Origin of the sequence: Sphingomonas gilva, assembly GCF_003515075.1 — a bacterium.
Classification (GTDB): domain Bacteria; phylum Pseudomonadota; class Alphaproteobacteria; order Sphingomonadales; family Sphingomonadaceae; genus Sphingomonas; species Sphingomonas gilva.
The window spans coordinates 24766-48880 of the sequence record NZ_QWLV01000005.1 but is presented as its reverse complement, the minus strand read 5'-3'; the positions used below and the strand labels follow the sequence as shown (position 1 = coordinate 48880).

General features: G+C 68.1%; 24 protein-coding genes. 11 read left to right on the top strand and 13 right to left on the bottom strand.

Annotated elements, in window-relative coordinates; all coding sequences use genetic code 11:
* Positions 1-17: 17 nt before the first annotated feature.
* The 5 genes from D1610_RS11375 to hutI all read right to left on the bottom strand — a co-directional run bounded on the left by D1610_RS11375 (position 18) and on the right by hutI (position 6392).
* Positions 18-1028, bottom strand: coding sequence for a cupin-like domain-containing protein (locus tag D1610_RS11375; RefSeq protein WP_245942181.1), 1011 nt, complete (start codon positions 1026-1028; stop codon positions 18-20).
* A 69-nt stretch (positions 1029-1097) separates the two neighbouring features.
* Positions 1098-2756, bottom strand: a complete 1659-nt coding sequence (gene hutU / locus D1610_RS11370) for a urocanate hydratase (RefSeq protein WP_118864312.1) — start codon at positions 2754-2756, stop codon at positions 1098-1100.
* Positions 2757-2759: 3 nt separating this feature from the next.
* Positions 2760-3548, bottom strand: coding sequence for an N-formylglutamate deformylase (hutG, locus tag D1610_RS11365; protein WP_118864311.1), 789 nt, complete (start codon positions 3546-3548; stop codon positions 2760-2762).
* Between the two features lie 142 nt (positions 3549-3690).
* Positions 3691-5211, bottom strand: a complete 1521-nt coding sequence (gene hutH / locus D1610_RS11360; protein ID WP_118864310.1) for a histidine ammonia-lyase — start codon at positions 5209-5211, stop codon at positions 3691-3693.
* The gene (gene hutI, locus D1610_RS11355; RefSeq protein WP_118864309.1) at positions 5202-6392 is read right to left on the bottom strand and encodes an imidazolonepropionase; all 1191 of its coding nucleotides are present in this window, start codon (positions 6390-6392) and stop codon (positions 5202-5204) included. The genes hutH and hutI overlap by 10 nt, the downstream gene beginning before the upstream one ends.
* 59 nt (positions 6393-6451) lie before the next feature.
* Here hutI and D1610_RS11350 point away from each other — a divergent pair, with 59 nt between their 5' ends.
* The 3 genes from D1610_RS11350 to D1610_RS11340 are packed head-to-tail and all read left to right on the top strand — an operon-like array spanning position 6452 to position 9507.
* A complete protein-coding gene (locus D1610_RS11350) occupies positions 6452-7795 on the top strand; it encodes a formimidoylglutamate deiminase (RefSeq protein ID WP_118864308.1) in 1344 nt (447 codons plus the stop codon).
* A gap of 32 nt (positions 7796-7827) precedes the next feature.
* The gene (locus D1610_RS11345) at positions 7828-8481 is read left to right on the top strand and encodes a histidine utilization transcriptional repressor HutC (RefSeq protein ID WP_425453220.1); all 654 of its coding nucleotides are present in this window, start codon (positions 7828-7830) and stop codon (positions 8479-8481) included.
* A 48-nt stretch (positions 8482-8529) separates the two neighbouring features.
* Positions 8530-9507: an NAD(P)H-dependent flavin oxidoreductase gene (locus D1610_RS11340; RefSeq protein WP_118864477.1), complete on the top strand. Its 978-nt coding sequence runs from the start codon at positions 8530-8532 to the stop codon at positions 9505-9507.
* Here the strand turns inward: D1610_RS11340 and D1610_RS11335 are convergent.
* Both D1610_RS11335 and D1610_RS11330 read right to left on the bottom strand, forming a co-directional pair.
* The gene (locus tag D1610_RS11335) at positions 9504-9965 is read right to left on the bottom strand and encodes a DUF1465 family protein (RefSeq protein ID WP_118864306.1); all 462 of its coding nucleotides are present in this window, start codon (positions 9963-9965) and stop codon (positions 9504-9506) included. The genes D1610_RS11340 and D1610_RS11335 overlap by 4 nt on opposite strands.
* 69 nt (positions 9966-10034) lie before the next feature.
* Positions 10035-10232 carry a YdcH family protein gene (locus tag D1610_RS11330; RefSeq protein WP_118864476.1) on the bottom strand — a complete coding sequence of 66 codons (198 nt, stop codon included), beginning with the start codon at positions 10230-10232 and terminating at the stop codon, positions 10035-10037.
* A 165-nt stretch (positions 10233-10397) separates the two neighbouring features.
* Here D1610_RS11330 and D1610_RS11325 point away from each other — a divergent pair, with 165 nt between their 5' ends.
* Positions 10398-10556 carry a YdcH family protein gene (locus tag D1610_RS11325; RefSeq protein WP_118864305.1) on the top strand — a complete coding sequence of 53 codons (159 nt, stop codon included), beginning with the start codon at positions 10398-10400 and terminating at the stop codon, positions 10554-10556.
* A gap of 42 nt (positions 10557-10598) precedes the next feature.
* Here the strand turns inward: D1610_RS11325 and D1610_RS11320 are convergent, their stop codons facing one another.
* The 4 genes from D1610_RS11320 to D1610_RS11305 all read right to left on the bottom strand — a co-directional run bounded on the left by D1610_RS11320 (position 10599) and on the right by D1610_RS11305 (position 13278).
* On the bottom strand, positions 10599-10964 hold the full coding sequence (locus tag D1610_RS11320) for a PilZ domain-containing protein (RefSeq protein ID WP_118864304.1): 366 nt from the start codon (positions 10962-10964) through the stop codon (positions 10599-10601).
* 70 nt (positions 10965-11034) lie between these two features.
* Positions 11035-11484: an RNA polymerase-binding protein DksA gene (gene dksA, locus D1610_RS11315; RefSeq protein WP_182466810.1), complete on the bottom strand. Its 450-nt coding sequence runs from the start codon at positions 11482-11484 to the stop codon at positions 11035-11037.
* A 654-nt stretch (positions 11485-12138) separates the two neighbouring features.
* Positions 12139-12729, bottom strand: a complete 591-nt coding sequence (locus D1610_RS11310) for a hypothetical protein (RefSeq protein WP_182466797.1) — start codon at positions 12727-12729, stop codon at positions 12139-12141.
* Positions 12730-12837: 108 nt separating this feature from the next.
* Positions 12838-13278, bottom strand: a complete 441-nt coding sequence (locus D1610_RS11305; RefSeq protein ID WP_118864302.1) for a host attachment family protein — start codon at positions 13276-13278, stop codon at positions 12838-12840.
* Positions 13279-13368: 90 nt separating this feature from the next.
* On the opposite strand from D1610_RS11305, the gene serS reads away from it, so the two are divergent.
* The 3 genes from serS to D1610_RS11290 all read left to right on the top strand — a co-directional run bounded on the left by serS (position 13369) and on the right by D1610_RS11290 (position 16580).
* Positions 13369-14634, top strand: a complete 1266-nt coding sequence (serS, locus tag D1610_RS11300; protein ID WP_118864301.1) for a serine--tRNA ligase — start codon at positions 13369-13371, stop codon at positions 14632-14634.
* Positions 14635-14744: 110 nt separating this feature from the next.
* Positions 14745-15515 (top strand): 5'/3'-nucleotidase SurE, encoded by a 771-nt coding sequence (gene surE / locus D1610_RS11295; RefSeq protein WP_118864300.1) that lies wholly within the window; start codon positions 14745-14747, stop codon positions 15513-15515.
* 39 nt (positions 15516-15554) lie between these two features.
* The gene (locus D1610_RS11290; protein WP_118864299.1) at positions 15555-16580 is read left to right on the top strand and encodes a potassium channel family protein; all 1026 of its coding nucleotides are present in this window, start codon (positions 15555-15557) and stop codon (positions 16578-16580) included.
* Here D1610_RS11290 and D1610_RS11285 read toward each other — a convergent pair.
* Positions 16577-16984 (bottom strand): DUF1761 domain-containing protein, encoded by a 408-nt coding sequence (locus D1610_RS11285; protein WP_118864298.1) that lies wholly within the window; start codon positions 16982-16984, stop codon positions 16577-16579. The genes D1610_RS11290 and D1610_RS11285 overlap by 4 nt on opposite strands.
* 115 nt (positions 16985-17099) lie before the next feature.
* Here D1610_RS11285 and rimO point away from each other — a divergent pair, with 115 nt between their 5' ends.
* Together rimO and D1610_RS11275 are read left to right on the top strand one after the other, a co-directional pair.
* Positions 17100-18437: a 30S ribosomal protein S12 methylthiotransferase RimO gene (rimO, locus tag D1610_RS11280; protein ID WP_118864297.1), complete on the top strand. Its 1338-nt coding sequence runs from the start codon at positions 17100-17102 to the stop codon at positions 18435-18437.
* A 9-nt stretch (positions 18438-18446) separates the two neighbouring features.
* A complete protein-coding gene (locus tag D1610_RS11275) occupies positions 18447-19838 on the top strand; it encodes a leucyl aminopeptidase family protein (protein ID WP_118864296.1) in 1392 nt (463 codons plus the stop codon).
* Here the strand turns inward: D1610_RS11275 and tpiA are convergent.
* On the bottom strand, positions 19835-20581 hold the full coding sequence (gene tpiA, locus D1610_RS11270; protein ID WP_118864475.1) for a triose-phosphate isomerase: 747 nt from the start codon (positions 20579-20581) through the stop codon (positions 19835-19837). The two genes, D1610_RS11275 and tpiA, sit on opposite strands and share 4 nt — an antisense overlap.
* A gap of 109 nt (positions 20582-20690) precedes the next feature.
* Between tpiA and D1610_RS11265 the strand changes: the two genes are divergently transcribed.
* Positions 20691-22631, top strand: a complete 1941-nt coding sequence (locus D1610_RS11265) for a peptidylprolyl isomerase (RefSeq protein WP_182466796.1) — start codon at positions 20691-20693, stop codon at positions 22629-22631.
* Complete coding sequence (gene trpE, locus D1610_RS11260) at positions 22628-24115, top strand: anthranilate synthase component I (protein WP_118864294.1); 1488 nt, start codon at positions 22628-22630, stop codon at positions 24113-24115. Before D1610_RS11265 ends, trpE begins: the two co-directional genes overlap by 4 nt.

Sequence of the window (24115 nt, the reverse complement as noted above, 5' to 3'; positions counted from 1 at the left end):
GCCCCTGACCGGCGCGATCAGCGCCGCGTCAGCCCGCTGATCAGATACTGCTTGATCTGCTGATTGCGGGCCGGGCCCGGCGCCGCCAGCACGCCGCGGGCATGTTCGGGCAGGTGAGACGCGGCGTCGCCGGCGTCCTCCGCGAAGACATAGTGCTCGAACCACGCCCGCCACGCCTTTCGCTCCGCCAGGGGCAGATCGCGGATGCTGAGCAGCGCGTGGGCGAAGGCCATGAACGGCGATTCGGTCGGATCGGCGACGCTCCAGTAATTGACCAGCACGTTGAACGGCGTGGTCGCGCGGACATTGTGCCACCAGAGCGACGGGATGACGATCGCATCCCCCGGCGCCAGCTCTGCGGTGACGCCGTGCGCCATCGCCTCGGCGAACCTTGGATAGCGGTCGAGGTCGGGCGCCTCGATATCGACCATGCTGAGGGGCTGTCCCGCGACCGTCCGGTCGAGCGGGCCGACATAGAGGTTCACCAGCTGCTCGGGCGGGAACAGGGTGAAGGCGCGCCTGCCCGCGACCACGCAGGCGAGGTTCGAGGACACGTCGTAATGCGTCGAGACATGCGTCGCATTGCCCACCCAGACACGCGCCTGCACCTCGCCGAGCGGCAGCCCGATCGCATTCTCCGCAGCCCATCCCGGCAGATGGTCGTCGGCCATCGCCGCGCCGGCATAGAGCGACGGCGGATCGGGCAGCGGCGCGAGTCGCAGCAGCTCTTCGACCAGTCGGGACAGGGTGACAGGCTCTCGCCGGAAGTTGAACCCGTCCATGGCCTCGCGGTAGAAGAAGCGGCCACGGATGGCGGGCGGGCCGATCATCACCTCGGCCGGACGCCCGGTGTCGAACCGCGACAGATAGGCCGCAAGTTCCGCATCGCCCCGCCCCGCCGCGCGAACCGCGGGCCAGTCGCCGACCTGCCCGCGCAGCACGACCGGTTGCGCGATGCCGGCGATGTCGCGTTCGAAATCGGCGGGATCGATGCGTCCGCGCTCGGCTATCGCTGCGTATTCCGCCACCTGCGTCCTTCTTTCGACCATCACCGCTTGCACGCCACCTTAGCGGCGCGGGACGCTGGTTCCAGCGGCTTATCCAGCCAGGCTCGGCAGATCGAGGCCGCACGCGCGGGCGCATTGGGCGGCTTCGGCATAGCCCGCGTCGGCATGGCGCATCACGCCGGTGGCGGGATCGTTCCACAGCACGCGTTCGAGGCGGGCGGCCGCCTCCGGCGTGCCGTCGGCGACGATGACCATGCCCGCATGCTGCGAATAGCCCATGCCGACGCCGCCGCCGTGATGCAGCGACACCCAGGTCGCGCCGCTCGCGGTGTTGAGCAGGGCGTTGAGCAGCGGCCAGTCCGAAACCGCGTCCGATCCGTCGATCATCGCCTCGGTCTCGCGATTGGGGCTGGCGACCGAGCCCGAATCGAGATGATCGCGGCCGATGACCACCGGCGCCTTCAGCTCGCCCGATGCGACCATCTCGTTAAAGGCGAGGCCGAGGCGGTGACGGTCGCCCAGCCCCACCCAGCAGATGCGCGCGGGCAGGCCCTGGAACCGGATCCGCTCGCGCGCCATGTCCAGCCAGCGATGGAGGTGCGCATCGTCGGGCAGCAGTTCCTTCACCTTCGCGTCGGTCCTGTAGATGTCCTCAGGATCGCCCGACAGCGCCGCCCAGCGGAACGGCCCGACGCCGCGGCAGAAGAGCGGGCGGATATAGGCGGGGACGAAGCCGGGAAAGGCGAAGGCGTCCGCCACGCCCTCGTCGAGCGCGACCTGGCGGATATTGTTGCCGTAGTCGACCACCGGCACCCCGGCCTGCCAGAAATCGAGCATCGCCCGGACATGCGTCGCCATCGAAGCCTTGGCCGCCCGCTCGACCGAGGCGGGATCGCCCTCGCGCGCGGCCATCCAGCGATCGAGCGTCCAGCCCTGCGGCAGATAGCCGTTGACCGGGTCGTGCGCGGAGGTCTGATCGGTCACGAGATCGGGACGCACGCCGCGGCGGACCAGCTCTGGACAAATGTCCGCCGCATTGCCGAGCAGCCCGACCGAGACGGGCGAAGTCGCGGTGGTGACGATCTCCAGCGCCTCGTCCAGGCGGTCGGTCATGCGGTCGAGATAGCCAGTCCTGAGCCGCATCTCGATCCGGCTCGGCTGGCATTCCACCGCGAGGCACGACGCGCCCGCCATCGTCGCCGCGAGCGGCTGGGCGCCGCCCATGCCGCCGAGGCCCGCGGTGAGGATCCATTTGCCCGCCCAGTCGCCGCCGTGATGCTGGCGCCCCGCCTCGACGAAGGTCTCGTAGGTGCCCTGCACGATCCCCTGGCTGCCGATGTAGATCCAGCTGCCCGCGGTCATCTGGCCGTACATCATCAGCCCGGCGCGATCGAGCGCATGGAAATGCTCCCAGGTCGCCCATTTGGGGACGAGGTTGGAGTTGGCGATCAGCACGCGCGGCGCATCGCGATGGGTGCGGAACACGCCGACCGGCTTGCCCGACTGGACAAGCAGGGTCTGGTCATCCTCGAGCCTCTGGAGCACGCCGACGATACGATCGAAGCTCTCCCAGTCGCGCGCCGCCCGGCCGATGCCGCCATAGACGACCAGTTCCTGCGGATTCTCCGCCACGCGCGGGTCGAGATTGTTCATCAGCATGCGCAAGGGCGCCTCGGCGAGCCAGCTCTTCGCGCTGAGATCGGGGCCGGTCGGCGCCTGGATGTGACGGCTGTTGTCGAGACGGTTCATCGGTCAGCTTTCGGCGAAGGCGCGCGCGGCGTCGAGCACGCGCGCGAGCTGGGCGCGCAGCGGCGCGGCGAAATCGGGATCATAGGCGGGCGGCCAGTTGGCTTCGGTCGGCGTTTCGGCCGGCTCGCGCAGATAGGCGCGCATCGCGATCTCCATCTGGATCGCGTGGACGCCTTGCCCCGGCCGGCCATAATGCCGCGTGGTCCAGCCGCCGCGGAAACGGCCGTTCAGGACGTGGCTGCGGCCGGCACATTCGGCGAGCACCGCCTCGCTGAGCGCCGGATCGCAGGTCGCGCCGCCATCTGTGCCGATGTTCAGCTCGGGCAGCTCGCCCTCGAACAGGCGCGAGACATGGCTGCGGATCGAATGGCAGTCGTAGAGCACGACGCGGTCGTGACGCGCGCGCAGGCGGGCGATCTCGGTCTCGAGCGCGGCGTGGTAGGGATCGAACCATGCCCTTCGTGTCTCGACGTCGGGCGTCTCGCCCTTGTGATAGAGGGGATCGCCGTCGAAGGTTTCGACCGGGCACAGGCCAGTGGTCGCCTGACCGGGATAGAGCGACGCGCCCGAAGGATCGCGGTTGCAGTCGATCACGCTGCGCGACATGTCGGTCCAGATCAGCGTGGCGTCGGCCAGCCCTTCGTAGAGCGCGCGGATGTGCCAGTCGGCGTCGCGGACCGCCCACCAGCGCGAGCGGAAGGCGGGCAGCAGGTCGGCGGGTATATCCGTCCCGCCATGCGGGAAGGCGAGGATCAGCGGCGTATCGCGCCGTTCGACATGGAGCCAGCTCATATCGCGCTCGCCCCCACATCCCCGATCGTCACCCCGGACTTGTTCCGGGGTCCATGGCGCTGAGCAGGAGGCTCTTGCGTATTGCCCAGCCTCCCCATGGACCCCGGAACAAGTCCGGGGTGACGAGAATGGTGAGTGAGCGTCAACTTTCCAGTCCCGGCAGCGGCCCGGTCGCGTCGAGCAGCGCGGACGAGCGGACCAGCGCGATCGCCGCTTCGATGTCGGGCGCCATGTGGCGGTCGTCGGTCAGCGTCGGCACCTCGGCGCGGAGCAGTGCGCGCACCGCTTCGACCGGCGCGCTGGATGTGAGCGGCGCATGGAAATCGCAGCCCTGCGCGCCCGCGAGCAGCTCGATGGCCAGGATCGCATCGACATTCGCCGCCATCTCCAGCAGTCGGCGGCTGCCATGCGCCGCCATCGAGACATGATCCTCCTGATTGGCCGAGGTCGGGATCGAATCGACGCTTGCCGGCGTGGCGCGCTGCTTGTTCTCCGAAACCAGGGCCGCGGCGGTCACCTGCGGGATCATGAAGCCCGAATTGAGGCCCGGCCTGGGCGTGAGGAACGCCGGCAGGCCGGACAGCGCGGGATCGACCAGCATCGCGATCCGCCGCTCCGCGATGCCGCCGATCTCGCACAGCGCGAGCGCGATCATGTCGGCGGCGAAGGCGACCGGCTCGGCATGGAAGTTGCCGCCCGAAAGCGCCTCATCGGTGTCGGCGAAGATCAGCGGATTGTCCGATACGCCGTTGGCTTCGGTGACGAGGGTCGCCGCCGCCTGGCGCAGCAGATCGAGCACCGCGCCCATCACCTGCGGCTGGCAGCGCAGGCAATAGGGGTCCTGCACGCGCAGGTCGTCGACGCGGTGCGAGGCGCGGATGCCCGATCCTTCCATCATCCGCCGCAGCGCGTTGGCGGTTTCGATCTGGCCGCGATGGCCGCGCAACGCGTGGATGCGGTGATCGAACGGCGCGTCGGAGCCCTTGGCCGCCTCGGTCGAGAGGATGCCGGTGACCAGCCCAACGCGGTACAGCCGCTCCGCCGCGAACAGCCCGGCGAGCGCATGGGCGCAGGAGAATTGCGTGCCGTTGAGGAGGGCAAGCCCTTCCTTCGGTCCAAGTTCCAAAGGCGCGAGCCCGGCATCGACGAGCGCCCTCCCCGCCTCCACCCGCCTGCCGTCGACCAGTATTTCGCCGACGCCGATCATCGCCGCGGCCATATGCGCGAGCGGCGCGAGATCGCCCGAGGCGCCGACCGATCCCTGCGCCGGGATGACCGGCAGAAGGTCGCGTTCGAGCATCGCTTCGATCAGCTCGACCGTCCTGGGCGCTACGCCCGATGCGCCGCGCGCGAGGCTGGCGAGCTTCAGGGCCATCATCAGCCGCACGACGGGCGCGGGCATCGGCTCGCCTACGCCCGCGGCGTGGCTGAGGACGATGTTGCGCTGGAGCGTAGCGAGGTCGCCCGCCTCGATACGGACGCTGGCGAGCTTCCCGAAGCCGGTGTTGATGCCATAGACCGGTTCGCCCGCGGCCAGAATGCGCTCGACCGCCGCCGCGCTTTCGGCGACGGCGGCGCGGCAGGCGGGATCAAGGCGAACGTCCGCACCATCATGGATCGCGCGCCAATCGGCATAGGATACCGCGCCCGGGCTCAGCAGCATCGTCCGTCCTTCACGCGCATGTGCAAGGGATTGAAGCCGATCCGATAGACCAACTCGGCAGGGTCGCCGATATCCCACAGCGCGAGGTCGCAGGCCTTGCCGGGCTCCAGCGTACCGATCTCATCGGCAAGACCGAGCGCCCGCGCCGCATTTACGGTCACCCCGCGCAGCGCTTCGGACACGGTCAGGCGGAACAGCGTCGCAGCCATGTTGAGCATGAGCAGCAGCGACGTCGTGGGCGAGGTGCCGGGATTGCAGTCGGTGGCGATCGCGATCGGCACATGATGGGCGCGGAGCAGCTCGACCGGCGGCAACTTGGTCTCACGCATGAAATAGAAAGCGCCGGGCAGCAGCACCGCCACCGTGCCCGCGGCGGACATCGCGCGTACATCAGCTTCGCCGGCATATTCGAGATGATCGGCAGACAGCGCGCCGTGGCCGGCGGCTAGGCTGGCGCCGCCTAGCGCCGACAGCTGCTCGGCGTGGAGCTTTACGGGCATACCGGTCGCCTTCGCGGCGGCCAGCACGCGATCGATTTGCGCGGGCGAGAAGCCTATTCCTTCGCAGAAGGCGTCGACCGCGTCGGCCAGATTGCCGGCCGCCGGAATCATCGCGTCGCAGACCAGATCGACATAATCGTCGGCCCGGCCGGCATATTCGGGCGGCAGCGCGTGCGCACCCAGCAGCGTTGGCGAAACGCGCACCGCCCGCGTCTCGCCCAGCCCCCGCGCGGCGCGCAGCATCTTGAGCTCGTCCTCGACGGTCAGGCCGTAGCCCGACTTGACCTCGATGGTGGTGACGCCTTCGGCCAGCAGCGCGTCGAGCCGGAAGAGTGCGGTCTCGACCAGTTCGGCCTCGCTGGCGGCGCGGGTGGCGCGCATGGTCGAGAGGATGCCGCCGCCGGCGCGGGCGATCTCCTCATAGCTCGCGCCCTCCAGCCGCATCGCCCATTCGCCGGCGCGGTCGCCGGCATGGATCAGGTGCGTGTGACAGTCGATCAGCCCCGGCGTGATCCAGCGGCCGGCACAGTCGACGATCTCCGCGGCATCGGCAGGCCTCTCGGCACGCGCGCCGGCATAGGCGATGCGCCCGTCGCGGCAGGCGACCACGCCGTCCTCGACGATGCCGAGCCCATCCCCGGCCATCGTCGCGAGCCGGGCGTTGGTCCAAAGCCGATCCATGCCGCATCCTTGTCCACGCGCGATATTATGTCTAGACATAATATCGAGGAGAACGGCCGATGCAGCATCTCTGGTTCGCATATGCCTTGCTGCCGGGGGGATGGGCCGAGCGCGTGCGCATCGGCATCGACGACGGCCGGATCGCTTCGATCGAGCCGGATGTTTCGCCCGAAGCATCGGACGCGCGGCACGGCGCCGCGCTGCCCGGGCTGTGCAACGTCCACAGCCACGGTTTCCAGCGCGGCATGGCGGGCCTGTCCGAGCGGCGCGGGCGCCCCGACGACGATTTCTGGAGCTGGCGGGAGATCATGTACCGGTTCCTCGACCGGCTGACGCCCGACGACATCGCCGCCATCACCGCGCAGGCTTATGTCGAGATGCTCGAGACGGGCTATACCCGCGTCGGCGAGTTCCATTATCTCCACAATGATGTGGACGGCCGCCGTTATGCCGACCCGGCCGAGACCACGGGCGCGGTCGTCGCGGCGGCGGAGATCGCCGGCATCGGCCTGACCTTGCTTCCGGTTTTCTATGCGCATGGCGATTTCGGCGGTGCAGCCCCCGCACCCGGGCAGCGACGTTTCCTGTCCGATCCCGACAGCTTCGCCAGGCTGGTCGAGGCGAGCCGGGCGAAGCTGCCCGCCGATGCCGTGATCGGGATCGCGCCGCATTCGCTGCGGGCGGTGACGCCCGAGGAACTGCGCGCGATCCTGCCGCTCGCCAGTGATGGCCCCATTCACATCCACGCGGCCGAGCAGGTGCGCGAGGTCGAGGCGTGCCTCGCCTGGAGCGGCGCGCGGCCGGTCGAATGGCTGCTCAACCATGAAGATGTCGATCAGCGCTGGTGCCTGATCCATGCGACACATCTCGATTCCTCGGAATGCGACCGGCTTGCCGCGAGCGGCGCGGTCGCGGGCCTGTGCCCGGTGACCGAGGCCAATCTGGGCGACGGCACCTTCCCGGCGATGCGCTATCTGGGGGCGGGCGGGCGCTTCGGCACAGGCACCGATTCGAACATCCTGGTCGATGCCGCGTCCGAACTGCGTGCGCTGGAATATTCGCAGAGGCTGGCGCATCGACGCCGGGCGCTGCTGGCGGACGATGCCGCGCCATCGGTGGGGCAGCGATTGTTCGAGGGCGCGGTCGCCGGCGGGGCGCGGGCGCTCGGTGTCGAGACCGGGCTCAGGACCGGTGCGCCTGCGGATATCGTCGCGCTCGACCTGACCCGGCCCGCGTTCGCCGGAGCCGATCCTATGACCTTGCTCGACCGATGGATATTCGCTGGCGGGGCGATCGACACGGTCTGGCGAGGCGGCCGAAAATGCGTTGAACACGGACGCCACTTCGCCGCCGGACCAGTGGCCGAGCGCTATCGGCGAACGCTGGAGAGGCTGCTCGCGTGACGCTCGACCAGCGTATCCGCGCCGATATCGAAATGCGCATCCATTCGGGCGAATGGCGGCCGGGGACCCGCATCCCGTTCGAGCATGAGCTGGTCGCCGCCTATGGCTGCTCGCGGGCGACGGTGAGCAAGGCGCTCGGCGCGCTGGCCAGGGCGGGCCTGATCGAGCGCCGGCGCAAGGCGGGCTCGTTCGTCGCGCATCCGCAGGTGCATTCGGCGGTGCTCGACATTCCCGACCTGGCGCAGATCATCGCCGCGCGGGGCGAAGCCTATCGCTGGAAGCGGACCCTGCGCCGCGAAGCGGGCGCCGAGGACGGACCCTTCCCCCTCCCCGCGATCAGGGTCGACGGCGTGCACTTCGGCGGCGGCGAGCCGTTCGCGCTGGAGCGCCGGCTGATCGCGCTCGCATCCGTGCCCGATGCGGCCGGCAAGGCTTTTGTCGAGGAGGCGCCTGGCGCCTGGCTGCTGCACCATGTGCCGTGGACCTCGGCGCGGCATCAGATCAGGGCGGTCGAGGCGACGCGCGCCGAGGCCGCCGCACTCGGGCTGCGCGCGCGGTCCGCATGCCTTGAGCTCGATCGCACCACGTGGCGGGCGGGCGAGATGGTGACGCAGGTGCGCCAGCTGTTCCGCGGCGACCGCTTCGATCTGGTCGCCGAATTCAGGCCGGGCGGCGTGTTGCGCTAGCCTCGCATCAAGGGTGGACAGCCGTTTCGGTTGCGCTATGAAACGGGCATGCTCGAAGCATACCCGATCTTCCAATCGCTGCGGCTGCCCGTGATCGGCGCGCCGCTGTTCATTATCTCCGGCCCCGATCTCGTGATCGCGCAGTGCAAGGCGGGGATCGTCGGCGCCTTTCCCGCGCTCAACGCGCGGCCGCAGGCGCTGCTCGACGAATGGCTGCACCGGATCACCGAGGAGCTCGCCGCGTGGAACCGGGACAATCCGGACCGCCCCGCCGCACCCTTCGCGGTCAACCAGATCGTCCACCGATCGAACGACCGGCTGGAGGCCGATCTCGCAACCTGCGCCAAGTGGCAGGTGCCGATCGTCATCACCTCGCTCGGCGCGCGCGAGGATCTCAACACCGCGGTGCATGGCTGGGGCGGCATCACCCTGCACGACATCATTGATGACCGCTTCGCGAGGAAGGCGATCGAAAAGGGCGCCGACGGGCTGATCGCGGTCGCGGCGGGCGCGGGCGGCCATGCCGGGCGGCTGTCGCCCTTCGCGCTGGTCCAGGAAATCCGCGAGTGGTTCGATGGCCCACTGGCTCTGTCCGGCGCGATCGCCAATGGCGGCGCGATCCTGGCGGCGCAGGCGATGGGGGCGGACTTCGCCTATATCGGCTCGCCCTTCATCGCGACCGAGGAGGCCAACGCCGCCGAGGCCTATAAGCAGGGCATCGTCGAGGGACGCGCGGCGGACATCGTCTATTCGAACCTGTTCACCGGCGTGCACGGCAACTATCTGCGTGGCTCGATCCAGGCCGCCGGGCTCGATCCCGACAATCTGCCCGAGGGCGATCTCAAGACGATGAACTTCGGCGGCAACGAGGGCAGCAAGGCCAAGGCCTGGCGCGACATCTGGGGATCGGGTCAGGGCATCGGCGCGGTGCGCGCGGTCGAACCGCTGGCGGTGCGGGTCGATCGGCTGGCCAAGGAGTATCGCGCCGCGCGCGATAGCACCGCGAAGGTGGCCGCGCGCTTCTAGAAGGCGCCGCTCAGCTTGGCATGGAGCGCGTGGACCGGGCTGTCCTGGGCTTCGCGGCCAAGCTCGGCGTCCAGCCGGGCGATTCGATCGAACAATTCGCTGCTCGCCGCGACGATATCGCGCGCGCGATCGGGCAGTTGCGCCACCACATCGTCGTCGCTGATCGCGGGCGCGCCGAGCCGGCGTGACGGGCTGAGCGCTGCGTCGGAGGCGATCTCGCCGGCATCGACCGCGCGCTGGGTGAGCAGCCAGGCGATCACGTGCATCAGCCGCGTCGTGACCTTGAGCGATTCGCAGGCGAAGGATACGCGAAGCGCCGGATCGAGCTGCGAGCGATCATCGCGGCCGGCCTGGTCGAAATAGCCCCGCGCCTCGTCGGCGAGCACCATCGCCTCGACATAATGGGCGTCGATCACCCGGCGCGTCAGCCGCGCGCCGCCTTGCGAGAACATGCTCATCGGCCAAGGCTGGCACAGGCGACGGCGATTGCACAGGGAGGGAATCGGTTAACCCGAGTCCCATTATGGTCACGCGATGATGTCGGGCACCAGATTGTCCTCGATCGCGGCGATCTCGTCGCGCAGCCGCAGCTTCCGCTTCTTGAGGCGCGCCATCTGGAGCTGGTCGTGAAGCACCTGCTCGGTCAGCGCGGCGATCGCGGCGTCGAGGTCGCGATGCTCCTGCCTCAGCAATTCCAGCCGCTTGCGTGTTTCGGCATCGCCCATGCGCAACCCCCGTTCCACCGCTGCCCGCTACCCGTCCGCCGCGATCCCCAACGGATCGTCGCCGCGACTGATGCGTCCGTCGTTCTAACCGCTGAACAGGGCAGACAGCGAGAGCGATCTGTGATCTATTTGTCACCCACCCCGGAAAAAAGGAGGCACGACCTGATGGAAACCGCGCATATCGCCGCTCTCCAGGCAAAGCACGCCACGCTCGACCGGAAGATCCAGGACGAAGAACATCGTCCGATGCCCGATGCGGCGACGCTCTCCATGCTCAAGAAGCAGAAATTGCGGGTGAAGGAAGAAATGATCCTGTCCTGCTGACAGGCGCCGGGCCGCTCCATCGGGGCGGCCCGCTTCATTCGTCTATTCCAGTATCGGCCGAATCGGCTTGGCGCGCTTGGGCGCCGGATTCGACGTCTTGAGTACCGGCTTGCGCGCGGCGGCGGGATTGATCTCCCAATCGAACGCGATGCCCATCCGGTTCTCGACCCGCCAGACGACCTTGCCCGGCACCGATCCCATGTTGCGCAGCTCGACCTCGACGCGCGTATCCACCGGATAGACGAAGGCGTTTTCCGCCATCATGCCGCCCGCGGAAAGATTGCGGACCACCGCCGCGATCGGGTCATGGCCATCAAGCGAGCGAATTTCGGCGCGCAGCAACAGGCTGTCACGGCGCTGCGAACGCTGCTTGTCCGGCCGGGATTCGGATTTCGAAATCGGATTCATTCCATGCGCGATCCAGCTTGCGACACGGCCCCGCTTCTACGCCCCAAGGCTTTGGGAAGCGTTAAAGCGATCACTCGTCGCGTGAGATCTTCTCGTTGCGTTCGTGGCGCTCCTGCGCCTCGACCGTCATCGTAGCGATCGGACGGGCCTCCAGGCGAGCGAGCGAGATCGGCTCGCCGGTCACCTCGCAATAGCCATATTCGCCTTCGTCGATCCGGCGAAGCGCGGCGTCGATCTTGGAGATCAGCTTGCGCTGCCGATCGCGGGTGCGCAGTTCGATCGACCAGTCGGTCTCGCTCGATGCGCGGTCGGTAAGGTCGGCCTCGCGGAGCGGATCGGCCTGCAACTGGGACAATGTGCCTTGCGATTCGCGGAGGATCGCGTCCTTCCATGCGATCAGCTTGTCCCGAAAATAGCCCTGCTGGCGCGCATTCATGAATGGTTCGTCGGGGCTTGGTCGATAACCGCCCCGATTATCGGCGGCCCCGTCGTCGTTGATCGCCTCGAACTGGTCCGCCATACGCAATACCGTCGCCATTGCCCCATCTCCATTCCACCCCAGGCGGACGGGCGCCGGGCGAATGGATTCGCCTCTGATCCCCAACCGCTTGGCCGCGCCTATAGCCAGACGCCGATGCCCCGACAAGCGAAGCGATGGTTTCCTTGCGCGCGATGAGGTTGCACAAGTCTGAATCCCGGCTTCATCCTCCCGAAAGCTCGAATTCCGTTCCCCGATGGGACATTAACCATGCTGCTTTGCCAGGCTTGGCGCAGAGTCCGAAAATGGGCCACGCATAAGTGGTTAACCTGCTTGCGATAGCGCCGCCGCTCTGACCAGTTCGGATCACCACAGGCGCCTGGCCGGGACGAGAACAGCGATTTTCCTCCCGCCGGCGTGAAGAACGAGAGAGCAAGCGATGTCTGTTCGGATGGCCCTGGCAAAACTCTGCGCCTGCGCATGCGGCGGCGCCGTCGTCGGCGGTGGCGCGGTGCATTATGCGGAAAAGCCCCGCCCGGCGGTGGTCAAGTCGGCAAAGGCAAGCGCCAAGGCCGCCCCGCGCAAGCGGGTCGCGCGCGCACTGCCCAAGAAGCGCAAGGTCCAGACCGCGGCCAACTGCGCGCCGGCGGTGGTGACCGTCACCACCCAGGGAGCGCCCGTCCCGCTCGCCGCGCCCTATGCGCCGGTGCCGGTGCCGCTTCCGCCGTCCGAAGGCTTTGTCGGCGGATCGGGCGGGATGCCGGTCGTGATCGGCGGCTCGGGAGGCTTTGGCGGCGGCGGGTTCTTCGCCGGGGGCTTCTTCGGTGGCGGCGGCAGCTCGAGCGGCGGCAATATCGTCATTTCCTCGACCTCGTCGGGCGGTTCGACCTCGACCTCGTCGGGCGGATCGTCGAGCTCCACCTCTTCGGGCGGCTCCTCGACCTCGACCGGCGGCGTCTCCAGCACCTCCTCGACGTCGAGCGGCAACGTGTCGAGCACCTCCTCCTCGGGCAATGTGTCGAGCACGTCCTCGTCCTCGGGCAACGTGTCCTCTTCCTCGTCGACCTCGTCCTCGACGTCGTCGTCCACCTCGTCCTCGACCTCCTCATCGACGTCGAGCTCGACCAGCTCGTCCTCGTCGGGCAATGTCAGCTCGACCGGCGGCTGGAGCACGACCAGCACCAGCACCGGCGGCCACCCGCCCTCGTCCACCGGAGGCGAGCCGCCGACGCCGGTTCCCGCGCCGCCGGTGGTGCTGCTGTTCGGCGCCGCCGCGGCAGGGCTCATCGCCCGCCAGCGCTGGGCGAAGAAGAAGGCGGCCTGAGCCTCACAACGAAAGAGAGGCGCGTTCCTGACCGGGAACGCGCCTCTTTTTTCGTCCTTTCGGTGCCGGTATCACGCGGCGGCGAGTATCCTTTCGATCTGCTCCACCGGATGTCCGGTCAGGTCCTTGTCGAGCTCGGCGGTGAGACGCCCGCTGACTTCCTTGTGATAATGCTTCCTCAGCTCGCCGAGCGTCTTCGGCGGCGCCACCACGACGAGCGATTCGTAATCGTTGCGCAGCGCGCGCTTCTTGAGCAGCTCGGCGGTTTCGGCGGCGAAGCGGTCTTCCTCCAGCTGATGCCAGTCGGTCTCCTCGTAAGCGCTTCGCCCGGCGCCGTTGCTCGCGAAGGTGCGGCCCGGCGTATCCGTCCCCTGTTCGCTCGCGTCCGGATTTTCCTGCTCGCGCACGCGCTCGACCACCAGATTTGGGTGCATGGCGTCGCCCTCATTGCGAAAGAACAGCATCTTGCGGCCATCGGCCACCACGACGAAGCTCTTGTGGGGAAGCAGCATAAGGGTCTCCTTGTTATTGTCTGCCCCTTGCCAACGCGCCGCAGCGCGCGGGGTTGCGAAGCCGCGGCCAGCCGGTCATAGCCCGCGCCTATGCACGATATTCGTCTGATCCGTGACGATCCCGCCGCCTTTGATGCCGCGCTGGCGCGTCGCGGCGTGGGGCCAGTTTCTTCAGAAATCCTGACGTTGGACGAGCAGAACCGTCGCGAGCAAACCGAAGCTCAGGCAAACCTGTCGCGTAGGAACCAGATATCGAAACTTATCGGTCAGGCGATGGCCCGCGGAGATTCGCAGGAGGCCGAACGACTCAAGGCGGAAGTTGAAGTTCTTAAATATGAGGCCGTCGATCTCAGCGATGCTGGGAAACAGCTTCGTGAACTGCTGAGCGGAATCCCGAATATCCCCGCCGACGAGGTTCCGGATGGCAAGGACGAATCCGCCAATGTCGAACAGAAGCGCTGGGGCACCCCGCGCAGCTTCGATTTCGCGCCGAAGGAACATGCCGATCTCGGCCCGCCGCTCGGGATGGATTTCGAGGCCGGGGCGGCGATTTCCGGCGCGCGCTTCACCGTATTGCGTGGACAGATGGCGCGGCTGCACCGTGCGCTCGCCCAGTTCATGCTCGATTACCAGACCGGCGAGCGCGGTTTCACCGAAATCGCGCCGCCGCTGCTGGTGCGAGAAGAAGCGATGGTCGGCACCGGACAGCTGCCTAAGTTCGCCGAGGATTCGTTCAAGACCACCGACGGGCGCTGGCTAATCCCCACATCGGAAGTGAGCCTGACCAACCTGGTCCGCGAGCAGATCCTCGACGGCGCGGCCCTTCCCATTCGTTACACTGCGCTTACCCCTTGCTTCCGCTCGGAAGCAGGCTCGGCGGGACGCGACACGCGCGGCTTCATCCGCCAGCACCAGTTCGAGAAGGTCGAGCTGGTCGCGATCACTGCGCCCGAGGAATCGGAGGCCGAGCATCTGCGCATGGTCGAGGCGGCCGAGGCGATCCTCGAGGCGCTGGAGCTGCCCTATCGCCGCATGCTGCTGTGCACCGGCGACATGGGCTTCGGCGCGCGCAAGACCTATGATCTGGAGGTTTGGCTGCCCGGCCAGAACGCCTATCGCGAGATATCCAGCGTCTCCAACACCGGCGATTTCCAGGCGCGGCGGATGAACGCGCGTTACCGGCCGGAGGGCGAGAAGGGCACGCGTTTCGTCCATACCCTGAACGGCTCGGGCCTCGCCGTCGGACGCACGCTCGTCGCGGTGCTGGAGAACGGCCAGCAGGCGGACGGCTCGGTCGACCTGCCCAAGGCGCTCGCGCCGTGGTTGGGCGGATTGACGAAACTGCAATCGAACTAACCCGTCGCCTCTGCGAAGGCAGAGGCCTCTGGGTTTGTGGCATACCGGCCGCCGCTGTTGCGGCCTGAGGCCCCTGCCTTCGCAGGAGCGACGAGTTGAGAGGTCTATCAATGCGTATCCTCGTCACCAACGATGACGGCATTCACGCGCCGGGATTGAAAATCCTCGAAGCACTCGCCGCCAAGCTGTCGGACGATATCTGGGTGGTCGCCCCCTCCGAAGAGCAATCGGGCGCCGGGCATTCGCTCACCCTTACCCGGCCCGTGCGTCTCAGGAAGCATGGGGAGCGGCGCTTTTCGGTCTCCGGCACGCCGACCGATTCGGTGATGATGGCGCTGCAGGTGGTGCTGGGGGATGTCGGCAAGCCCGATCTGGTGCTGTCGGGGGTCAATCGCGGCGCCAACCTGGCCGAGGACGTGACTTATTCGGGCACCGTCTCCGCGGCGATGGAGGCGGCGCTGGCCGGCATTCCGGCGGTCGCATTGAGCCAGGTCTATGCGCGCGAGGGGATGGGCGACACCGTGCCCTTCGCCGCCGCCGAAGCCTGGGGCGACCGGGTGCTGGCGCCGCTGGTCGGCATGGACATGCCGCACCGCACGCTGATCAACGTCAACTTCCCAGCGCTCGCACCCGACGAGGTGCGCGGCATCAAGATCGCCAAGCAGGGCTTCCACGACTATGGCCGCTCGGCGATCGTGAAGGGCGTCGATCCTCGCGGCTATCCCTATTACTGGTTCGGCCTGGGCGTGACCGAGCACACGCCCGGCCACCAGACCGATCTGGAAGCGGTGCAGGACGGCTGGATCGCGGTCACGCCGCTGCACCTCGACCTGACGCATCATCAATCGCTGGAAGGCCTCGCGGCGACCTATGCGGGCTGACGGCTTGCGCAAGGCCGGCATTTCGCGTCAGACAGGGGCATGATCGCGCCGCGTCGATACCGGGGATACACCACGCTCAGGCGCGCCCCCACCACGCCGGTATGGGTTTCGATCGGCTGGCGCGTGCTGTTCGTCCTCGCCCTCGTCGGCGTCGCCATCACTGTCCACTGGCTCGACCGCGCGGGCCTGCGCGATGTGTATGACGGCGAAGTCAGCTTCGCCGACGTCATCTATTTCACGATGATCTCGATCACCACGACCGGCTATGGCGATATCGCGCCGGTCACCGAACGCGCGCGCCTGTTCGATGCGCTGATCGTCACGCCTATCCGCGTGTTCGTGATCCTGTTGTTCGTCGGCACCGCCTACAGCTTCGTTTTTCGCCGCACCTGGGACAAATGGAGGATGACCTTGATCCAGCGAAACCTCCACGATCACATCGTCGTCGCCGGCTTCGGCGTCAGCAATTCGGAGGCCGTCGACGAGCTGATCGCGCGCGGCACCGATCCGGCCGAGATCGTCATCGTCGATTGCGAGCATGAGGCGCTCGAACGCGCCGAGAAGCTCGGCTGCAACGTGCTGCAGGGCGACGCGACGCGCGATCAAACGCTGATGGACGTGAAGATCGATCGCGCTCGCTCGATGATCGTGTCGGCTGGGCGCGATGACACCTCGATCCTCATCACCCTCACCGCCCGGCACCTCGCGCCCAATCTGCGCATCAGCGTCACCGTGCGCGCCGAGGACAATGAGCTGCCCGCGCGCGCAGCGGGCGCGACGACGGTGATCAACCCGGTCAGCTTCGCCGGGCTGCTGCTCGCCGGATCGTGCAGCGGCCCGCATATCGCCGAGTATCTCTCCGATCTCGCCGCGATCGACGGTCGCGTTGCCTTGAAGGAGCGGATGGTCCACCCCGATGAGGTCGGCAAGCCGCTCTCCGCGATCGCGACCGGCCTGGGCGTGCGCATCTATCGCGGCGAGGAGCCGCACAGCTTCGCCGACCCGGAAGCGAAGGCGCTCCAGGCCGGCGATGTGATCGTCGAGATCGTTCCGCGACGAACCTAAGACAGCAGATCGAGGATCGCGCCCATCACGCAGTAGATGACGAACCAGTATCCCGCGTCGATCAGGAACAGTCTGAAGGACATGCGCGAGAACAGGTAATTCACCCCCATCGCGGGAATGACGAAGCCCAGCGCGATCCCGCCCGCGATCATCAGCGACAGCGTCATGTCGGGATCGCCGTAGGTGCCGAGCGTGTGATCGAGCACGAAGGCGGAGACGACGTTGAGGAGGAAGGTCAGCCCGAAGATCAGGCCCATGTTCGCGCCCTCCCTCAGCGCCTCGTCGCTCAGCCCGCGCGCGGCCTGCCATGCCTTGCCGAACAGCGGCCCGTACCACAGCCCGCCGACCAGGAACCCGGCGACGGACGCCGCCAACACGCCAAGCCAGTGGATCTCGGTTCCCATTGCGCCCTCCCCCTGTTGTTGCGCTGGCGACACGATACGCCCGCCAAACGCAAACGGGAAGCGCGCCCGCGACCCTGTTCAAAAGCCCATCGAATCGCTATGTGCGCGCCCGATCATGGCAACCCAATTTCCCGATACCCCCAAGGTGGGGATGGTTTCGCTCGGCTGTCCCAAGAATCTGGTCGATAGCGAGCGCATCCTGACCAAGCTCCGCTCGGACGGCTATGCCATGTCCGCCGATTACGCCGGCGCGGACGTGGTGCTGGTCAACACTTGCGGTTTCCTCGATTCGGCCAAGGAAGAGAGCCTGGAGGCGATCGGCGAGGCGATCGCCGAGAATGGCCGCGTCATCGTCACCGGCTGCATGGGCAAGGAGGCCGAGGTGATCCGCGCGCGCTTCCCCGGCGTGCTCGCGGTCACCGGTGCGCATCAATATGAGGAGGTCGTCGGCGCGGTGCACGAGGCGGCGCCGATGCCGCCGAACGCGTTCCTCAACCTGGTGCCCGAAAGCGGGCTCAAGCTCACCCCGCGTCATTACAGCTATCTGAAGATTTCGGAGGGCTGCAACCATCGCTGCGCCTTCTGCATCATCCCCGCCCTGCGCGGCGATCTCGTCTCTCGCCGCCCCGACGCGGTGCTGCGCGAGGCCGAGAAGCTCGTCGCCGCCGGCACCAGGGAACTGCTGGTCATCAGCCAGGACACGTCCGCCTACGGCATCGACATCCGCGACGAGCCGCGCATGTGGCACGGCCGCGAGGTGGTGCCGCACATGACCGATCTCGCCCGCGAACTCGGCGGCCTCGGCGCCTGGGTGCGGCTGCACTATGTCTATCCCTACCCGCATGTCGACCGCGTCATCCCACTGATGGCCGAGGGGCTGGTGCTGCCCTATCTCGATATACCCTTCCAGCACGCCTCACCCAGGGTGCTGCGCGCGATGCGCCGCCCGGCGAACGACGTGAAGGTACTCGAACGCATCCGCCGCTGGCGCGAGATCGCCCCCGATCTCGCCATCCGATCGACCTTCGTCGTCGGCTTCCCCGGCGAGACCGAAGAGGATTTCCAATACCTCATGGACTGGCTGGAGGAAGCCCGGCTCGACCGCGTCGGCGCGTTCCGCTTCGAGGCCGTCGAAGGCGCCGCCGCCAATGCCCTGCCCGATCCGGTGCCCGAAGAGGTCAAGGAGGAACGCTACGCCCGGCTGATGGCGCTCACCGCCCGCATTTCGGCGGAGAAGCTCCAGGCGAAGATCGGCCGCACGCTCGACGTCATCATCGATGCGGTGGATGCGGAGACCGGCCGCGCCACCGGCCGCTCCAAGGCCGATGCGCCCGAGATCGATGGCGAGGTTCATCTCCGCGATGCGGGCCATGTGGCGGAGGGGGATATCCTCAGGGCGCAAATCGAGGATGCCGACGAGCATGATCTGTTCGGAACGCCCGTGATCGCCTAGTCAGGCGCGATGACCGATTTCGCCTCGCTTCTCCAGCCCGACAAAGGCCAGTCCGCCCGCACGCTCCATGTCGTCCATCCGGATGCCTGGCCTGACTGGCTCGCCGCGCAGCCGCCGCGCGTGCGCGCCGCGGTCGCCGCGCACGGGCTCACCGGAAAGCCTGGCAACGCCGCGGTTCTCCCGGGCGAAGCGACCGAGGACTGGTCGGCGTTGCTCGTCTGCAACGAACCGACGTCGTCGCCCTGGCGCATCGCCTCGCGCGCGTCCGCATTGCCTGAGGGCGCCTATCGGCTTGCCGAGGGCGATGTCGGCGCGGCGGGGCTCGGCTGGCTGCTCGCCCAGCATCGTTTCGAGCGGTACAAGAAGGCCGAGGGGCAAACCGGCCCGCGCATCCTCCTGACGGGCGATCCGGCGCGAGTGGAGGAGACGGTGCGCCTCGCCGAAGCGACCGCTTTGGTCCGCGATCTGGTCGATACGCCCACCGCCGATATGGGGCCGCTCCAGCTTGAGGCGGAAGTCAAGCGTCTCGCGGACCGGCATGGGGCGATGCTGCACGTCACCAAGGGCGCCGATCTCGAAAAGCAGTTCCCAATGGTCCATGCCGTCGGCCGCGCCGCCGACAAGGCGTTCGCGCCGCGATTGATCGAGCTCCAATGGGGCAATCCGAAGCACCCACGCATCGCGCTGGTCGGTAAGGGCGTGTGCTTCGATTCGGGCGGGCTCGACATCAAGCCCGCCGCCGGCATGCGGCTGATGAAGAAGGATATGGGCGGCGCGGCGCACACGCTGGCCTTGGCGGCGCTGGTGATGGAAGCGCACCTGCCGGTTCGCCTCCACCTGCTGATCCCGGCGGTTGAGAATGCGATCGCCGGCAACGCCTTCCGCCCCGGCGATGTGCTGACCAGCCGCAAGGGACTGACCGTCGAGGTGACCAACACCGACGCCGAAGGGCGGCTGATCCTCGCCGATGCGCTGGCAAGAGCCGGCGAAGACGATCCCGCGCTGATCCTCGATTTCGCGACGCTGACCGGAGCGGCGCGCGTGGCGCTCGGTCCCGACCTGCCCGCGACCTTCGCCAATGACGAAACACTGGCGACGGACCTGCTCGCCGCCGGTGAGGCGGTCCACGATCCCCTGTGGCGGATGCCGCTATGGGACGGCTACAGGGACATGCTGAAATCGGACATCGCCGATCTCAACAACGCCCCCGAAGGCGGCTTCGCGGGTGCGGTGACGGCCGCGCTGTTCCTCCAGCGCTTTGTGCCCGGCGACGTGCCCTGGGCGCATTTCGACACCTTCGCCTGGCGTCCCGCCGCCAAGCCCGGCAGGCCGAAGGGCGGCGAAGCCTACGGCCTGCGAGCCGCCTGGGAGGTGCTCAAGACGCGCTATCCGGCGCGCTAGAGCGTCGCCGCCGCCTCGATGATCGGCACGAATTTCGCTGCGGTGAGGCTCGCGCCGCCGACCAATGCGCCGTCGACATGTTCGGCCGCCAGGATCGCGCCCGCATTGTCGCCCGTCACCGACCCGCCATAGAGGATGCGGATGCCGTCGGCGGCGTCGCCGACCAGCGATCGCATCTTGGCGCGGGCGATCGCGTGGATCGACGCGATCTCATCGAGCGTGGGCGTGCGGCCGGTACCGATCGCCCAACGCGGCTCGTAGGCCAAGGTCAGCCAGCCTCCCTCGGCGGTCTCGGGCAGCGACTTTTCGATCTGCGCCTGCACCACGCGCTCGGCGCGGCCGGCGTCGCGCTCGGCTTCGCTCTCGCCGCAGCACAGGATCACCTCGAGGCCGTGGCGGTGTGCCGCAGCGGCCTTGGCCCAGGCGTCCTGGCTGGTCTCATGCTGGTCGGCGCGGCGTTCGCTGTGGCCGACGATCACCATGCGCGCACCGATCTCCCGGAGCATCGCCGCCGAGATGCAGCCGGTATGCGCGCCCCTGTCCGCCTCGTGGCAATCCTGCGCGCCGATCGGCAGCGCCCCTGCGACGCCGACCGCCGCCTCGATCAAGGTGAAGGGCAGCCCCAGCATGACGTCGACGCCCGGATTTTCCACCGCCGCCCTCGCGATCGCCGCCACCTCGGGCAGATCCGCTCGAAGCCCGTTCATCTTCCAATTGCCTGCGACCAACTTGCGGCGCTGCATGGCCATCCCCCCGTTCCGAAGCTGGGCGACGGGTAGCAGCCGCGGCTTGAAGCGCAAGGGCACCACCCCTAAAGCAGCCGCTCCATCTCTATCGGGCGCGCCGCTTCTCATGATCACCTTCTTCCGCCGCATTCTCAATTCGAAGATCGGCCTGCTCCTCGCCTTCGTGCTGCTCGGCGTCATCGCGCTGGGCTTCGCGGCGATGGACGTGCAGAATCTCGGCGGCTTTGGCACGAACACCGGCGCAGGCGGCCCGGTCGCGGAGGTGGCGGGCGAAGAGGTGCCGCAGAGCGAGCTCGCCAATCGCGTCGATCAGGAATGGCGCACTGCGCGCCAGCAGCAGCCGACGCTCGACATCGCCGCCTTCGTCGCGCAGGGCGGCGCGGAGCAGACGCTGGAGCGCATCGTCAACGGCATGGCGCTGCAGGCCTTTGCGCAGGCGAACGGCATGCGCGTCAGCGAACGGCTGGTCGAGGGGCGCATCGCCAGCATTCCGGCCTTCCAAGGGCCTTCGGGCAAGTTCGATCAGGCGATCTTCCGCCAGATCCTCGCCTCCGAACGGATCAGCGAAGCGCAGCTGCGCGCCGATATCGCGCGTGAGACGCTGGTCAATCAGCTGATGGGGCCGATCGTCGGCGCAGCGCAAGTGTCGCAGCAGCTCGCAACACCTTATGCCAATCTGCTGCTCGAACGCCGTACCGGCCAGTTCGCGCTGATCCCCGCGACGGCCTTGCCGGAGGGCGCCGAGCCCACCGCACAGGAGATTCAGACCTATTATCAGCGCAACATCCAGCGCTTCACCATCCCCCAGCGGCGCGTGGTGCAATACGCGGCGTTCGACAAGAGCAAGGTGGCGGAGGCTGCGCGGCCGACCGACGCGGAGATCGCGCAGACCTACAATGCCAACCGCGCACAATATGCCGCGCGGGAGACCCGTGATCTCACCCAGGTGATCGTCGCCGATCAGGCGGGCGCCAACGCCATCGCGGAGCGCGTGCGCGGCGGCGCGACGCTGGCGGCGGCGGCGCAGGCGGCAGGGCTTGAGGCGACGACGATCGGCGATGTCGAAAAGGCGGCGCTCGCGGGGCAATCGTCCCAGGCCGTGGCCGACGCGGCCTTCTCCGCGGCCGAGGGCGCGGTCGCCGGTCCGGTCCGGTCCGCGCTCGGCTGGCATGTCGTGCGCGTCGAGGACGTCGCGCAGATCGCCGGCCGCTCGCTCGAACAGGCGCGCGAGGAGATCGCGGCCGAACTCACCACCAGCAAGGCCGCCAACGCGATGGCCGATCTGGTGACCAATATCGAGAACGCAGTCAGCGAGGGCGCGAGCTTCACCGAGGTCGCGCAGCAATTCGGCCTGACTCCTGTGAGGTCGCCCGCGGTCACCAGCAACGGCATGAACCCCGACGCGCCGCAGGCGACCCCCGCGCCCGAACTCACCGCCGTGCTGCAAGCCGCGTTTGAAGCGGAACAGGGCGACGATCCGCAGGTGGCGAGCTTGCCCGGAGACACCGGCTATGTGCTCTGGGGGCTCGAATCGATCGTCCCCGCGACGCCGCGTCCGCTCGCCCAGGTGCGGGACACGGTCGCGCGGTCGGTGGTGCTGGAACGTCAGCAGCGCGCCGCGCGCACGGCCGCGCGCGAGGTCGTCGCCAAGATCAATCGCGGCACTTCGATGGCCCAGGCGCTGCGCGAGACCGGCCTCACCCTGCCGCCGAGCGAGACCGTCGCCGGCACCCGGTCCGAGCTGACCTCGCAGCAGGGCCGCCTCGCACCGCCGATCGCGCTGATGTTCAGCATGGCGGAGGACAGCGCCAAGCAGCTCGAGGCGCCGAACAACCAGGGCTTCCTCGTCGTCTATCTGGACGAGGTGGTGGAGGGTGACGCATCGAAGAGTCCCGAGGTGATCGCCGCCACCCGCGCCGGCCTCGGCCGCGTCGCAGGCCAGGAATATGCCGAGCAGTTCACCAATGCCGTGCGCGCCGCGGTTGGCACGACGATCAACACGGAAGGCGTCGCAGCCGCCAAGCGCCAGATCAGCGGCGGGCAGTGAGCGAGGACGCAGCCGAACGTCTGCGGCAGGGCAAGCCGGCGCTCATCTGGCGGCGGCGCATCGCCGACACCGAAACGCCGGTGTCCGCCGCACTCAAGACGATCGAGCCGGGCCGCGGCGACTTTCTGCTCGAATCGGTCGAGGGCGGGCAGGTTCGCGGGCGCTACAGCCTGATCGGCCTCGCCCCTGACCTGGTGTTCCGCGCAGACGGCGACAGCGCCGCGATCAACCGCGCCTGGCTGACCGATCGCGGCGCGTTCGCGCCGTGCGAAGCCGGCGCGCTGGCGTCCTTGCATGCGCTGGTCGCCGAATGCCGCGCCGACATACCGGCCGAGCTGCCCCGCGCGCTTGCCTGCCTCGTCGGCTATTTCGGCTATGAGACGATCGGCCTGGTCGAGTCCCTGCCCCGCCCCGCCGCCGATCCGCTCGGCCTGCCCGACATGCTATTCGTCCGCCCGACGACGATCCTGGTGTTCGATCGTTTGGCCGATGCACTTTTCCTCATCGCGCCGGTCTGGGCGGGCGGCGATGCCGAGATCGCCGCGGCGGAGGAACGTCTCGATGCGATAGAGGCGCGCCTCGCCGCGCCGACGCCGTCGGATGCGCGCGACGCACTCGCCGAACCGCCGGAAAACTTGGCTCCGGTGTTGCCGCCCGGTCGCTATGCCGAGATGGTGGCGCAGGCGAAGGACTACATCGCAGCCGGCGACATCTTCCAGGTGGTGCTCGCACAGCGCTTCACCGCGCCCTTTTCCCTTCCTCCTTTCGCGCTCTATCGCGCACTCAGGCGGATCAATCCGTCGCCCTTCCTTTATTTCCTCGATTTTCCGGGCTTCGCACTGACCGGCTCCTCGCCCGAGATCCTTGTCCGCGCGCGCGATGGCGAGGTGACCATCCGCCCGATCGCCGGCACGCGGCCGCGCGGGCGGACCGCGGTGGAGGATGCCGAGCAGCGCGCCAGCCTGCTCGCCGATCCCAAGGAGCGCGCCGAGCATCTGATGCTGCTCGATCTCGGCCGCAACGATGTCGGCCGCGTGGCTACGCCCGGCAGCGTGCAGGTGACCGACAGCTATGCGGTGGAGTTCTACAGCCACGTCATGCACATCGTGTCGAACGTCGTCGGCCGGCTCGATCCCGCCAGGGATGCGATCGACGCACTGTTCGCGGGCTTTCCCGCTGGCACCGTCTCGGGCGCGCCGAAGGTCCGCGCCTGCCAGATCATTGCCGAGCTGGAGGGCGAGGCGCGGGGCGCCTATGCTGGCGGCGTCGGCTATTTCTCTCCGGACGGCAGCATGGACAGCTGCATCGTGCTCAGGACCGCGGTGGTGAAGGACGGCACGATGCATGTGCAGGCAGGTGCGGGCATCGTCGCGGACAGCGATCCCGCCTATGAACAGCGCGAGTGCGAGGCCAAGGCGGGCGCGCTGCTCGCCGCCGCGCGTGAGGCGGTGCGCGTCGCGGGTGAGGCGCGTTTCGGCCAGTGA

Coding starts and splice junctions, on each gene's coding strand:
- hutU (WP_118864312.1), bottom strand. CDS start 2,756: ATGAACCGTCTCGACAACAGCCGTCACATCCAGGCGCCGACCGGCCCC.
- hutG (WP_118864311.1), bottom strand. CDS start 3,548: ATGAGCTGGCTCCATGTCGAACGGCGCGATACGCCGCTGATCCTCGCC.
- hutH (WP_118864310.1), bottom strand. CDS start 5,211: ATGCTGCTGAGCCCGGGCGCGGTATCCTATGCCGATTGGCGCGCGATC.
- hutI (WP_118864309.1), bottom strand. CDS start 6,392: ATGGATCGGCTTTGGACCAACGCCCGGCTCGCGACGATGGCCGGGGAT.
- D1610_RS11350 (WP_118864308.1), top strand. CDS start 6,452: ATGCAGCATCTCTGGTTCGCATATGCCTTGCTGCCGGGGGGATGGGCC.
- D1610_RS11345 (WP_425453220.1), top strand. CDS start 7,828: ATGCGCATCCATTCGGGCGAATGGCGGCCGGGGACCCGCATCCCGTTC.
- D1610_RS11340 (WP_118864477.1), top strand. CDS start 8,530: ATGCTCGAAGCATACCCGATCTTCCAATCGCTGCGGCTGCCCGTGATC.
- D1610_RS11335 (WP_118864306.1), bottom strand. CDS start 9,965: ATGAGCATGTTCTCGCAAGGCGGCGCGCGGCTGACGCGCCGGGTGATC.
- D1610_RS11330 (WP_118864476.1), bottom strand. CDS start 10,232: ATGGGCGATGCCGAAACACGCAAGCGGCTGGAATTGCTGAGGCAGGAG.
- D1610_RS11325 (WP_118864305.1), top strand. CDS start 10,398: ATGGAAACCGCGCATATCGCCGCTCTCCAGGCAAAGCACGCCACGCTC.
- D1610_RS11320 (WP_118864304.1), bottom strand. CDS start 10,964: ATGAATCCGATTTCGAAATCCGAATCCCGGCCGGACAAGCAGCGTTCG.
- dksA (WP_182466810.1), bottom strand. CDS start 11,484: ATGGCGGACCAGTTCGAGGCGATCAACGACGACGGGGCCGCCGATAAT.
- D1610_RS11310 (WP_182466797.1), bottom strand. CDS start 12,729: ATGAGCCCTGCCGCGGCGGCGCCGAACAGCAGCACCACCGGCGGCGCG.
- D1610_RS11305 (WP_118864302.1), bottom strand. CDS start 13,278: ATGCTGCTTCCCCACAAGAGCTTCGTCGTGGTGGCCGATGGCCGCAAG.
- serS (WP_118864301.1), top strand. CDS start 13,369: ATGCACGATATTCGTCTGATCCGTGACGATCCCGCCGCCTTTGATGCC.
- surE (WP_118864300.1), top strand. CDS start 14,745: ATGCGTATCCTCGTCACCAACGATGACGGCATTCACGCGCCGGGATTG.
- D1610_RS11290 (WP_118864299.1), top strand. CDS start 15,555: ATGATCGCGCCGCGTCGATACCGGGGATACACCACGCTCAGGCGCGCC.
- D1610_RS11285 (WP_118864298.1), bottom strand. CDS start 16,984: ATGGGAACCGAGATCCACTGGCTTGGCGTGTTGGCGGCGTCCGTCGCC.
- rimO (WP_118864297.1), top strand. CDS start 17,100: ATGGCAACCCAATTTCCCGATACCCCCAAGGTGGGGATGGTTTCGCTC.
- D1610_RS11275 (WP_118864296.1), top strand. CDS start 18,447: ATGACCGATTTCGCCTCGCTTCTCCAGCCCGACAAAGGCCAGTCCGCC.
- tpiA (WP_118864475.1), bottom strand. CDS start 20,581: ATGCAGCGCCGCAAGTTGGTCGCAGGCAATTGGAAGATGAACGGGCTT.
- D1610_RS11265 (WP_182466796.1), top strand. CDS start 20,691: ATGATCACCTTCTTCCGCCGCATTCTCAATTCGAAGATCGGCCTGCTC.